Source organism: Collinsella aerofaciens (assembly GCF_015670745.1).
Taxonomy (GTDB): domain Bacteria; phylum Actinomycetota; class Coriobacteriia; order Coriobacteriales; family Coriobacteriaceae; genus Collinsella; species Collinsella aerofaciens_T.
In genome coordinates this window covers 14,735-26,881 of record NZ_JADPCH010000001.1, presented here as the reverse complement: position 1 = coordinate 26,881, position 12,147 = coordinate 14,735, and the positions used below count along the sequence as shown (strand labels likewise).

Here is a 12,147-nt window from a genome sequence, read left to right as displayed (position 1 = left end):
GGCTTCGCCTGTGTGCGGGGCCCTTTTGCGTGATACCATTTTGACGGTAATAATCGATGGCCTAGATGGTGGTGCGGAGACGCACGAACGCGCGGTTTTCCTGCGCGTTTGGGAGAATCGGGGTGCAAGTCCCCGGCTGTACCAGTAACCGTAATTCCTCTTGGCTCGGGATGTTTGCGTCGCAGATCGGACGACGCGCCTGAGCCGTTAAGGTTAAGTCGGATCGCCTCCCATCTTGCATGCGGCTGCGGCATATGCCGCCGGTGTGCATAGGGCTCTGGAGGGAAGGGGGACCCCGATGGGGGAACTCGAGCGCAACATGCGCGATGACGTGGGGCAGCTTCAAGGCAACGCTCCAAGTACAGACAGTAGGAGACAAATGGATATGTTTGAGGACGAGTGCCAGCGTGCCTCGCTTCGTCGCCGTGGCGTAATCGCGCGCGGCGTGGCAAAGCGCTGCCTGGTGGCATTCCTGGCCTTCGCGATGGCCTTTGGCACCACGCCGGCTCAGCTGTGGGCCGAGGGTGCCGAGGGCATTACCGACGCTGTGGCTCAGGCTACGACGCCAGGCGAGGACGCAGCGCTTGCGGGCGGTACCGCTGAGCAGAGCGGCGCCGAGGTTTCGGATTCCGGGAGCGCGCCTGCAGCTAGTGCCGCCACTACAGAGGCAGCAACTGGCGACGAAGGCTCGGCGACGGGGGAGAGCCCTGCCACGAGCGAGCAGTCTTCGACGGCATCCGCTGGCCAAGCAGGATCTGCCGCCGCGGCTGCCGTCCAGACAGAGAACCCGACAGAAACTGGCGATGTCGTCAAGAAGCAAATCGAGGTCTCGTTCTCGATTATCGGAACCGATGCCGACGGCAAGGCTCAGACCTGGGTGGCGCCTACGCAGCTCAAGCTCGACGAGGGCGCGACGGCTGCGGATGCCTTCATTAAGCTGCAGGAGAAGACGGGCTTCAAGGCGAAGTACGATCCGAACACGGCATACGGTTTCTACCTCGAAAGCATCACCTCCCCGAGCGATGGCCGCACGCTTGCCTACGATTCGACGACTCATGCCTACTGGCAGCTGTTCGTCGACGGCGCGTCTTCCTCGGTTGGCGCGAGCAGCGTCAAACTCACCCAGGGGCAGAAGATTGAGTTTGCCTATACGGCTGGTAGCGCGTCCCCTGTCGTTAAGGACCAGCTTGCTGCGAATGTGACCGTCATTGGTCGCGATGCCCAGGGCAAGACTCAGACCTGGGTCGACAACGCGCAGTATGTGGTGACGTCCGGTTCGAGCGCGCTTGATCTTACGAAGGTCGCGCTTGAGGCGAATGATATTGACGCCGTTGCTGCGGGCTCCTTCATTCTGAGCCTTAAGTACAACGGTGTTGAGCTGGGTACGCCCCAAGATTATTCGACCTATTGGCAGCTGTTTATCAACGGCAAGTCGAGTGACTATACGGCGGACAATGTCACCATCCATGCCGGCGATACCGTCACGTGGTTCTACGGTGGCTGGGGCGACCAGTTGCCGTCCGATTCTGTCCATGCTTCCGTTCAGGTGCTTGGCAAGGACAAGGACGGCAAGCAGCAGGTTTGGGCTTCGACGGGCCAGACGAGTCTCAAGGCAGGCTCTACTGCCAAGGATCTCCTTGAGCAGACCGGCCTTACTCTCGATGCTGGCGAATCGTCTTGGGGCTGGTTCCTCAACGGCATTACTTCGCCGTTTGATGGTAAGTCCTATGGCTGGGATGCTGCGACCAAGAGCTATTGGCGCTTCTACGTAAATGGCAAGTTCGCCGACGTTGGCGCCGGTGCCTACAAGCTCCAGGAGGGTGACGCCGTCACCTTTATGTATGGTGCTGACGCCGATGCCCTCCCCGGTCAGGTGCTTGGATCCGCCGATGTTATCGGTCCCGATGTCAACGGGAACAATACGCGTTGGGGCACGGCAAGCAATGTTTCTCTGCCCGAAGGCTCCACGGCCCAGAACCTTATTGAGGCAGTTCTGAAGGCCAAGGGCGTTGCGTACAACGGCTCCCAGAGTGGTGAGTACTGGTTCCTGAATTCCATTACTTCGCCGTTCGATCACAAGCCGTATGGTTGGGATGCTGCGACCAATAAATATTGGCATCTGTATATCAACGGAGAGCCCTCCTTACTCTGCGCCAATCAGATTACGCTCAAGAGCGGCGATAAGGTCACGCTTGCCTATACCACCGATAATTCGCCCATGCCCGATCCCGACAAGATTGTCGTGGATCCGAGCGCGACGACTCCTGATTGGGATGCCGAGTGGGCCGGCTACGGCAACAGTGGCAACGGTTCGACCGTAACGGATGCCAAGACGCCTGCGCAGGCCGCCGGTCTTAAGTGGGCCTTCGATTGGAAGGCCGAGTCTGGTCAGCAGTATGCCAACTGCAGCGAGCCTGTCATCGCTAACGGCTTTGTGTACATCGCGACCGAGAACGAGCTCATTAAGATTGATTCGTCCACGGGCAAAAAGGTTGCCTCTGCGCCGCTTGCCTCCAAGGTGAGCTATACCTCTCGTCCGATCTATACCAATGGCCTTATCATCGTTCCGCTCAACGGCGGCGCGGTCCAGGCGATTACTGCAGACAAGCTGATCTGCAAGTGGCTGACGCCTGGTTTGACGGACTTGACGCAGAGCTCCTGCACCGTCGTTTCGGACGGCGAGTACGTCTATGTAGGCACGGCTGATGGGAAGAAATACGTCAACGGTTCCTTTACGCGCATCAAGATCGCCACAGGCGAAGTCTCTTGGCAGAACATCGACGCAGCTGAGGGCTATTATTGGACTGGCGCTGCCCTGACGGATAAGTACGCCATCGTCCCCACGAGCGCGGGTACGCTTAAGTGCATTGATAAGGCAACGGGTGATGTCGTTTCGACCATGAAGCTCGGCGCCCTTGCGAACGCTGACTGCGTCGCCGATCCGTCCAATGGCTCGACCTTCTATCAGATGACGCACGACGGAAAGCTCCATGTGATTTCGCTTTCGGCGAAGGGCGTGCTGAGCGAGCAGAAGACGGTCGACCTGGGTCTTACGAATAACATGAGCGCCCCGGCGGTGTCTGGCGACAACTTGATTGTCGGTGGGCAGACGGCTACTGGATCTGCTCTGGTTCTCTATAATCTGAAGACCGGTAAGACCACGATGGTCACCGCTGCTGACGGTAAAGAACTACCGGCCGGATTTAACGGTATTGCTGCTACTCCGCTGGTGAGTGTTCAGGGCGGCAAGACCTATGTGTACTTCACCGTTAACAGTGTGGATAACAAGGACCACGTCAACTACTCTGCCGGTGGTGGCGTGTACCGCTACACGCTCGGCGATGCAGAGGCGACGCAGATTTATGATGCGGCTGGCCATTACCAGTACTGTGACTCTCCGGTCATTGCCGATGCATCTGGCAACCTGTACTACATCAATGACTCGGGCACGCTGTTCAAGCTTGGGGCCGTTGAGTCTTGGACGGTTGCCTTTAATTCCAACGGCGGGTCTGCTTGCGACACTAAGTTTGTTGCTACGTCCGATGGCAAGCTGGTCAAGCCGGCCGATCCGATGCGCGATGGCTACACTTTCGGCGGTTGGTATACCGATGAGCCTTGCACGCAGGCGTACGACTTCAGTACGCCGGTGACGGCCGACCTGACGTTGTATGCCAAGTGGACCAAGAATGCCGTTAACCCTGGCGGTAATGGCGGCGCTGGTTCCAATAGCGGCAGCGGTTCTGGTACCGGTACTGGTTCCGGCGCTGGCGCTGGCGCGGGTTCTGGTTCCGGCTCGAAGGGCGGCGCTATCGCCCCGGGTCAGAAGCCGGTGACCAAGACGACGGTGTCGACCAAGGCCGAGACCAAGGAAAACAAGTCCGACAAGAAGTCCGATTCCAAGTCCGATACGGGTGCTGCTTCCACGGCCACTGCTAAGAAGTCCTCTAGTGCTTCCGAGCAGGAGACTGGCACCAACCCGCTCGCCATTGTTGGCGTTGCCGCCGGCGTCATCGGTCTCGCCATCGTCGGCGTGTTCGTGTTCACCAAACGTCGGTAGGTGAGGGCTGTGTCCAATAAATCCAAGGACGCTGACTCCAAGCAACCGGATTCCTCGTTCATTCAGTTCGACGATGCAAAGCAACAGGGCGCCGCTTCGGCGGCGTCCGCCTCTCGTCGCAAGGCGCTCCTTGGCGTTCTGACTGCCGCGTGCACCATTCTGATCGTCGTCTCGCTGGGTTTCGTCCATCCTTCCACAAGCGGTGCCTGGTCCATCGACTGGATCATTCAGACCGTGACGGGGGAGAGCGTCGTCACCAAGGACACCAAGGCATCTGGCTCGACTACGACTTCGGGCGAGGCCAGTTCCAAGGATTCCAAGTCATCGAATGACGCAAAAGACGAGTCCAAGGGTTCGAACGACGGCAAGGACGATTCCGAGTCTTCGGACAAGGAATCGGACAAAAACTCGGATAGCAAGAAGTCCGAGGACCAGGCCGGCAAGAAGTCTGGCGATAAATCCGCTGCCCAGAATACGGGCGCCGGCGATACTTCCGAGGTGTCTGGTGGTGCTTCTTCGGGCGGTGGCCAGTCGTCTAATGGAGCCTCATCCTCTAATGGTGGAAACGCCTCCTCGGGCGGCCAGAGCGGCTCACAGGAGTCCAACTACGTTACGGTGACGGTTTCGGTCACATCGAGCGCTGTGGGCAATCCTGTGTCCTCTGGTGGCACCTTTACCTTTAACGAAGGCGCTACCGTCTACGATGCCCTGTGCGCGCTGGGCCTTTCTGTTAATGCCGAAAACTCGCCTCTTTATCACGGCGTATACGTGAAGGCAATTGGTGGGCTTGCCGAGTATGAACACGGCGGCACTAGTGGCTGGTGTTATTCCGTTAATGGCTCACAACCCATGACGGCCTGCAGTAACTACGTTCTCTCCAATGGCGACAACGTGGTCTGGTATTACGTTACAGGCTAGGGACCTCGACATATCGCACCAAACGGGCGGTTCGGACAAACATCCGGGCCGCCCGTTTTTCGTGCGAATGGGACTGGGTCGCCGGGTCTCTCGGCAAACAAAAAACCGGTTGGAATGGGAATTCCAACCGGTTATACATTCAAGCAAATAGTGAATCGACTATGACCGTGCGCCCTCGAGGAAGAAGCGGCGGCTGAAGTAGTTGTACCAGGTGACGAGGAACGTGGCGATGGCCTTCATGGCTTGGTAGCCGATGCTCAAAAACGTGACGCCCACAAACATATACAGGTCGTTGAGGCCCAGGCCGATCACCGACAGGATGGTGAAGATCGTGAACTCGCGCTTGCGGCTCATGCCTTCGCGGTGGTCGAACACGTACTTCATGCTGAGCCAGTAGTTGACCACGACGGACGTGATAAACGAAACCGTGGTGCTCATCAAAAAGTCGAGGTGGAACAGCTCGACGAGCGCAATGAGCATGCCCCAGTCGATGCCAAAGGAGATAAGACCCACGACAGCAAACTTGAGGAACTGCTTGGTATGAGGTTGTGCCAGCGCCTTGCGCACGTAATCACATCCAATGCGTTGATGAATCGAGCAGAGGATACTTTAGAGCTTTTACAAGGGAAACGTAAGGTCTTTGCCAATAACTATATGAACTCGCCAAATTTTCAAGAGCTAATCCGCAAACGTTAAAAATTTGCCCGTAAACGAGCGACACCCACGGACGATACTGCGCTGAGTGCGCGTCGTCCGTGGGCGCCGTAATGCTGCAGGGGTTTCGAGCTATTTTGTCTCGTCGCCCTCCAGGAAGATTTTTCGGGTCACAAAGTTGTAGACCATGACAAGCGCGGTGGCACAAATCTTGGCGATATTGGCCTCGAGCCCCAGACCGGCGTTGAGCGCCAGCACGATGCCGTCGTTGAGCACCAAACCGATCACGGACAGCACGACAAAGATGATGAACTCGCGGCGGCGGCTCATGCCTTCCTTGTGCGCAAACACGTACTTCATGCTTGCGAGGTAGTTAAAGATGAGTGAGATGATAAAGCCGCTGGTGTTGGCGATTAGGATGTTGAGGCCGAGACCGTAGTGGAGCAGATTCATAATGCCAAAGTCGATAACCGTGGCAATGACACCGACGACGCCAAATTTCATGATCTGCGCAAGGAGCTTTTGCATGGTACCTGCCTTAAGCTGGCGCCGAAGCGCCGCGGGGATGACAAACTCAGCATGTTTAGCCAATCCCCGCGGGTGGTGCTAGGCGCGCTCCTCGATAGCACCGTTTCTATATGCATCGAGCAGCTGACGCAGGTCTTGGATTTGGCTGCGGATCTTGGCGCCAGTATCGGTGTCGCTCACCATGCGGCGACGGTCCGCTTGGTCAAAACGGTTGGTCTCGCTTTCGATGTCCACGTTGCGCGTGAGTGCCTCGGCAACCGTCGTAAAGGCCCGGTGCGACTTGAGGCGGCAGCCGCGCGAGCTCGAGATGAGCGTATAGCCGGCGATGCCCGTCTTGGGATGGTAAGCGCGGCAGAAGCCGCCATCGATGACCAGTAGCTTGCCCTCGGCGCGGATGGGTTGCTCGCCCTTGGTGGTTTTAACGGGCGTGTGGCCGTTGATGATGTGGCCGGTCGGCGAGCATGCCATGGGCGCGACGCCAAACTCGCGCATGATATCATCGCAGACCGAGGGCGACTTGGTAAGCGTAAAGTACGGGTCCATCGGCTCGACCCAGGTGCTCTTATCGGCGATATAGGCGCGCTCAAAGGTGCGCACCAGGCGTCCGCTGGCGGGCGAGTTAAAGCCAATCCACAGGTACCACATCCAGTCGAGAGCGTCGCGGTCGCCCACGCGCCAGGCGCGGCGGGCGATGTGGTCGCAAAAATCGAGATAATCGCGCCCGGCGTGCCAGGTGCCCAGACAGTTCATGCTGCTAAAGGTGCCGTCTTCGTTGAGCGGAACGCAGCCGTGGAAGAGCAGGTTGCCGTTGGCGACCTTGTACATCGAGCCGTGGGAATAGAGGAAATCGATATGGCGATGCAGGTGATCGGCGGTGACAAACTCGGACACGAGCTTGTCGATGATGTGCTGCTCCTGGGGCGTGAGCGTATAGGGGTCCGCCGGGTCGACGGTGGGGAAGTCGTTGGTCGTGAGCGGCCACACGCTGCCGTCGGCGAGCGTGACCGTGCCGGTGTCGTGTTCGATCTTGTCGAGTAACAGGCGGTTGGTCATATCGAACTCGGGGTGGCGCTGGATAATCTGGCCCTCGAGCTTAAAGAGCAGCACGTTGATGGCCTTGATCAGCGGAGTGATGGACTCGCCGGCGGTGTAGGTGGCATCGGCAAAGGCAACAAGCTCACGCAGCGAGATGCCGTAATCGTTCTCTAGAATCTCGTAGTTGTCGTAGCGTAGGTTGTTGCGCAATACCGTGGCGATGCAGGCAGGCTCACCGGCCGCAGCGCCCATCCACAGCAGGTCGTGGTTGCCCCACTGGATGTCGAGTGAATGGTAGGTGAGCAGGCGGTCCATAATCTTGGCCGCGCCGCCGCCGCGGTCGAAGATATCGCCCACCAGGTGCAGGTGGTCGACGGCCAGGCGCTTGATGAGCGAAGCGAGCGACTCGATAAAGTCGTCGGCGCTTGCGGTCTCCAGGATGGACTCCACGATGCGCTCGTGATAGCGCACGCGATAGTTGTTCTCGTCCGGGTGCGTGTGCAACAACTCGTCGATGATATAGGCGTAGTCGCGCGGGATGGCCTTGCGCACCTTGGAGCGCGTGTAGCGGCTTGAAAGCGAGCGAGCGACCATGATGAGCTGGTCAAGCATCGTCTTGTACCAGGTTGGCGAGTCCTCGCGCTGGCTGCGGACCAGCTCGATTTTCTCGCGCGGGTAGTAGATGAGCGTGCACAGCTCGCCCTTTTCGTCAAAGGAGAGCGTGTCGCCAAAGATCTCGTCGACATGTTCGCGCACGACGCCCGAGCAGTTATTGAGGATGTGCATAAAGGCTTCGTACTCGCCGTGCACGTCGCTCATAAAATGCTCGGTGCCCTTGGGTAGGTTGAGGATGGCCGAGAGGTTGATAATTTCGGTAAACGCGGATTGTTCGGTGGGGAACTGTCTCGACAGCAGGCGCAGATACTTGAAGTCTTGCGGGTTGCGATCGAATGCGACCATGAAACACCTTCCGATGGGGCTGGTAAAACTGATGAAACAGCGTCAAACGTTTATCAGTATGCGCCGCTTTTGTTTCGATTTTGCGCCAGCGGCTGAATTGTCGGCTGAACGGTTTGGTAAATCGATTTAGTTGAGGTAGATATGGCGGTTGAGTGGAGACGACAGAGGGTGTTTTCTCAGATATTTATGCGTGGGGTCGGTGGAGACGATGGTGGTAAAGATGTTCGCTATTTTTGGTTCGATTTGGTAAATAGTGGACATATGTACCGTATGTAGGCTCACTGTGCGATAATTTGCGCAGCAATACGTAAGGAGCCTCATATGAGTGATTTTGTCCTGACCTGTGAATCCGCCGCCGACCGAACCCGTGAGTTCTTTGCGTCGCGCAATATCCCTGTCGTGTGTTTTCATTACGAGATCGACGATGTTGTCCATACGGACGATCTGTATCAGTCGATTACGCCGGACAAGTTTTTTGCCCAGATTGCCGCGGGCGCCATGCCCAAGACGTCTCAGGTGAGCGTGGGTGAGTACGAGGAGTTTTGGGAGCCGTTTGTTGCCGAGGGTAAAGACGTGCTGCACCTGACGTTGTCGTCGGGTATTTCGGGCACGTATGGATCGGCCTGCGTTGCGGCGCAGATGCTCGCGGATCGCTATCCCCAGGGCGGCAAGGTGCGCGTCATCGATTCGCTGGCGGCGTCTTCGGGCTTTGGCCTGTTGCTGGAATATGCCGCCGACGTGCGCGATAGCGGGGCCTCACTCGACGAGACGGCTGCCTGGATCGAGGAGCACAAACTCAACCTGCACCACTGGTTCTTCTCGACCGATCTGTCGAGCTACCTACGAGGCGGTCGCATTTCGGCTGCGAGTGCGATCATCGGCACGGCGCTTAAGATTTGCCCGCTTATGACGGTCGATTGCGATGGCAAGCTGTCGCCACGTGAGAAGATTCGCACTAAGAAGCGCGCGATTTCCGAGATGGCCAAGACCATGATGGCACACGTGCAGGACGGTGTGGATTATTCGGGTAAGTGCATCATGTCGCACTCGGCGTGCCGTGAGGATGCCGAGGCAGTTGCGGCGCTGATTGAGGAACAGGTTCCGCAGCTTAAAGGCAAGATTGAGATCAATGACATCGGTACTCTGATTGGCTCGCATACCGGACCTGGTACGGTGGCGCTCTTCTTTATGGGCGACAAGCGCGTGGATTAACTTGGCTCATCACGTCGCTGCGTGATTGCTCAAACGAAAACGGCCCGCCTCACGTTTGTGGGGCGGGCCTTGCTGTTGCGGCTAGCGTTTCTTTCCGCGGAAGAAGAAGCCGTGCAGTGACGGCTTGAGGCCGCGGTTGGCGCGATGCTCCTCGACGCGCTCGTGGATCGAAGCGACACGCTCGATGACTTCGTCGGGAATCGGCACGTCGGGATTCATGTTCTCGACCTGGCTGACCTCGGCGGCGGCGACCTGGTCGATAATGGGCACATCGTCGCGCGAGATGACAGGTGTGGCGTCTTCCTTCATCTTGCGATAACGCTGCATCATGTCGGTCTGTAGCTGCTGGGCCGAAGGCGGCGTCCAGATGATGGCGTTGGCGCCGGCGGCGATGGTCTCACGGATGCTCTCGGGTGTCTTGCCGCCCGGCGCGATGAGCGGCAGGTTGGGATAGTGCTCGCGCAGTTCACGCAGGACCTGGGGTGTGTTTTTGCCGGCGGCGATGTTGAGAATCTTAGCACCGGCGCGCACTTTGGCATGCGCATCATCGTCGCAACGTACGACTGTGGCGATGACGGGGATGTCGGCGATGTTGGTGATGTGCTCGACCATCTCGGCAGTGGCGGGGGAGTTGACCACGCAGCCCGCCGCGCCCTGCATCTCGGAGACGGCTGCCATCTGTACGGAGCGCTTACCGGTCGTAGTTCCGCCGCCCACGCCTACAAAGACCGGGCACTCGGCGACGGTCAACAGCGCCTGCGTAATGGCCGGCTGCGGCGTGAAGGGGTAAACGGCAAAGACGGCATCGGCGTTGGAGTTGCGGATGACGGCCACGTCGGTGGTGTAGATGAGCGATTTGATACGACGTCCGAAGAGCGTGAAGCCGCTGGCCTCCTCGATCTCGTCGGGCATGCGAAGAGCAGCCTTGCGCAGACGTCCGTCGATGGGCAGGGGCTCCATGGGGAGCAGTCCGTTGGGGGTCACGGCTACCTGGGGCTCGGTGAACTCGTCTGCGAGCTCGACCTCGGAGAAATCGACCGAGGCGACGATGTCCTCGTGAACCTCGGCGGGTACATCGATGGGAGCTTGGTCGTTTGCCGCGGCAGGCGTGTCGAAGGAGCTGGTGCCGACAAAGGCGTCGACGCGTTCGTTTAGGTCGTTGAGGGTATCCATGGAGGCTCGATTCTATGCGATGGTGGCCGGCGCGATGCAGCCGGAATTGCGAATGCTAAATCGTTTGACGAGTTGATTTTTCCCCGCCGCACCATCCGTTAGACCGAAGGGCGGGAGAACGTGAAGGAGCTGTGGTGGCGAGGATCGAGGTGCTATCTTGAAAGTCCCGTTTAAAAGAGAGGTGACGCGGTATGGAATTGACAGCAATGTTTGGCTCGATTGGCCTGTGCGTGGGCGCAATCGTTGCCGCCGCGGTTATCTACTTTGTGGTCACGGCCATTAAGGGCAAAAGGGCCGAACGCAAGGAGCGCGCGATGCTTAAACAGCATCGCGACCAGCAGGGCAAACGCGCACAGAGATAGCTTGTTGAGTTTTTGATCCGTGCGCTAGCTGCGTTTTCGGATCAGGGCAATGTAGAAGCCCTCAAAATCGCGGCTAGGCGGAATGGTCAGCGTGCCGGGCATACCGTTGGCGATGGCCGAGACATGGCCGGCGGCGATGGCCTCGGTGAGGGCGTTGCACTCGATATGCGGCTCCTCGCCGGCATCCTGGGCGCGACGCGCTTCACTTTCGCTCGGTGTGCCGTCGAGGGGGATAAGCTCGCAATCCATGTGCTTGTCGAGGGCCTCTTGCAGGGCGTCCTCGTTTTCCTGCGGCATGATCGAACAAGTCGAATAGACGAGCGTGCCGCCCGGTTTGAGGGCCCCCATGGCGCGGTCCAGAAGTGCTCGCTGCGAGCGGGCGCACTTGCTCAGCAACTGCTCGGTGAGGCCGCGCAGGCTTTTCTCGTTGCCACTGATGACGGTGCCCGTGCCGGTGCAGGGAGCGTCGAGCAGGATGCGGTCAAAGCGGAAGAACTCGTCGAGCTCGCGTGCGTCGATGCGCATGACGGGCACGTTTTTGGCACCCTGGCGATGGAGGTTCGACTCGAGCTTTTCGGCGCGGGGAATGCTCATCTCACAGGCGGTGAGGTGCGCCTGTCCCTGGGTGAGGGCGGCGATCTGCGTCGTCTTGCCGCCGGGGGCTGCGCACATGTCCAGGATGTCCTCGCCTGCCTGGGCGCCCAGGACCAACGGCGGCATCATGGATGACAGGCTCTGCAGGTAGATTTTGCCGTCGCGGTAGATGTCGAGATCCCACAGATCTGAAACCTGGGCCTCGGGCAGGATAAAGGCGTCCGGATACCAGGTAACGGTTTGGTGGGCGATGCAGGCGGCATCGAGCGCCGCAGCGATGTCCTCGGCGGTCGCCTTGAGCGTGTTGGCGCGCAGCGTGACCGGGCGTGTGGCCGCGGCGCCGAAGCCCTCGATCATGAGCTTGGCATCGGCGGGCGCATAGGCGCCGGCGACCGTGTCGACCATAAAGCGCGGCAGGTCGGCGGCGCAGGGAAGGGCGGCAAGCTGGTCGGAAAGCTCGGTAGCAGCAAACTGCCTGAGCTTGAGCTCGGCCTTGACCTGCTTTTTCTGCTTACGACGACGCGGCTTGGACATCCGTCTTTCCTTCCCATTCCATTAAAAGTAGTCAATTTGGGACGGGGCTATTTTAGCTGCCCGTCCGTTTCGGCAGGCGTTGCAGTTAAATTTGGGACGGGGTAGCTAAAATAGCCCCGT

The 12,147-nt window shown here is 58.8% G+C and carries 9 protein-coding genes; 4 read left to right on the top strand and 5 right to left on the bottom strand.

Annotated elements, in window-relative coordinates:
- Positions 1–379: 379 nt before the first annotated feature.
- Together I4W07_RS00110 and I4W07_RS00105 are read left to right on the top strand one after the other, a co-directional pair.
- A complete protein-coding gene (locus I4W07_RS00110) occupies positions 380–4,057 on the top strand; it encodes a DUF4430 domain-containing protein (RefSeq protein WP_196025212.1) in 3,678 nt (1,225 codons plus the stop codon).
- A gap of 9 nt (positions 4,058–4,066) precedes the next feature.
- On the top strand, positions 4,067–4,975 hold the full coding sequence (locus I4W07_RS00105) for a DUF4430 domain-containing protein (RefSeq protein WP_271739714.1): 909 nt from the start codon (positions 4,067–4,069) through the stop codon (positions 4,973–4,975).
- Positions 4,976–5,134: 159 nt separating this feature from the next.
- Here the strand turns inward: I4W07_RS00105 and I4W07_RS00100 are convergent, their stop codons facing one another.
- The 3 genes from I4W07_RS00100 to I4W07_RS00090 form a co-directional block, all read right to left on the bottom strand.
- Positions 5,135–5,542, bottom strand: a complete 408-nt coding sequence (locus tag I4W07_RS00100) for a GtrA family protein (RefSeq protein WP_022095123.1) — start codon at positions 5,540–5,542, stop codon at positions 5,135–5,137.
- A gap of 219 nt (positions 5,543–5,761) precedes the next feature.
- On the bottom strand, positions 5,762–6,157 hold the full coding sequence (locus I4W07_RS00095; protein WP_022095122.1) for a GtrA family protein: 396 nt from the start codon (positions 6,155–6,157) through the stop codon (positions 5,762–5,764).
- A 78-nt stretch (positions 6,158–6,235) separates the two neighbouring features.
- Positions 6,236–8,152: a fructose-1,6-bisphosphatase gene (locus tag I4W07_RS00090; protein WP_196025211.1), complete on the bottom strand. Its 1,917-nt coding sequence runs from the start codon at positions 8,150–8,152 to the stop codon at positions 6,236–6,238.
- Between the two features lie 321 nt (positions 8,153–8,473).
- Here I4W07_RS00090 and I4W07_RS00085 point away from each other — a divergent pair, with 321 nt between their 5' ends.
- Positions 8,474–9,364 carry a DegV family protein gene (locus tag I4W07_RS00085; protein ID WP_196025210.1) on the top strand — a complete coding sequence of 297 codons (891 nt, stop codon included), beginning with the start codon at positions 8,474–8,476 and terminating at the stop codon, positions 9,362–9,364.
- An 81-nt stretch (positions 9,365–9,445) separates the two neighbouring features.
- Here the strand turns inward: I4W07_RS00085 and I4W07_RS00080 are convergent, their stop codons facing one another.
- Positions 9,446–10,537: a beta/alpha barrel domain-containing protein gene (locus I4W07_RS00080; protein WP_089572116.1), complete on the bottom strand. Its 1,092-nt coding sequence runs from the start codon at positions 10,535–10,537 to the stop codon at positions 9,446–9,448.
- Between the two features lie 191 nt (positions 10,538–10,728).
- Between I4W07_RS00080 and I4W07_RS00075 the strand changes: the two genes are divergently transcribed.
- On the top strand, positions 10,729–10,899 hold the full coding sequence (locus I4W07_RS00075; RefSeq protein WP_006235403.1) for a hypothetical protein: 171 nt from the start codon (positions 10,729–10,731) through the stop codon (positions 10,897–10,899).
- Positions 10,900–10,923: 24 nt separating this feature from the next.
- Here the strand turns inward: I4W07_RS00075 and I4W07_RS00070 are convergent, their stop codons facing one another.
- Positions 10,924–12,027: an RsmB/NOP family class I SAM-dependent RNA methyltransferase gene (locus tag I4W07_RS00070; protein WP_196025209.1), complete on the bottom strand. Its 1,104-nt coding sequence runs from the start codon at positions 12,025–12,027 to the stop codon at positions 10,924–10,926.
- Between the last annotated feature and the right edge of the window lie 120 nt (positions 12,028–12,147).

What these genes read in the sequence shown, in the direction of transcription:
- I4W07_RS00110 (WP_196025212.1), top strand. Translation starts at nt 380, where the DNA reads ATGGATATGTTTGAGGACGAGTGCCAGCGTGCCTCGCTTCGTCGCCGT.
- I4W07_RS00095 (WP_022095122.1), bottom strand. Translation starts at nt 6,157, where the DNA reads ATGCAAAAGCTCCTTGCGCAGATCATGAAATTTGGCGTCGTCGGTGTC.
- I4W07_RS00090 (WP_196025211.1), bottom strand. Translation starts at nt 8,152, where the DNA reads ATGGTCGCATTCGATCGCAACCCGCAAGACTTCAAGTATCTGCGCCTG.
- I4W07_RS00085 (WP_196025210.1), top strand. Translation starts at nt 8,474, where the DNA reads ATGAGTGATTTTGTCCTGACCTGTGAATCCGCCGCCGACCGAACCCGT.
- I4W07_RS00080 (WP_089572116.1), bottom strand. Translation starts at nt 10,537, where the DNA reads ATGGATACCCTCAACGACCTAAACGAACGCGTCGACGCCTTTGTCGGC.
- I4W07_RS00075 (WP_006235403.1), top strand. Translation starts at nt 10,729, where the DNA reads ATGGAATTGACAGCAATGTTTGGCTCGATTGGCCTGTGCGTGGGCGCA.
- I4W07_RS00070 (WP_196025209.1), bottom strand. Translation starts at nt 12,027, where the DNA reads ATGTCCAAGCCGCGTCGTCGTAAGCAGAAAAAGCAGGTCAAGGCCGAG.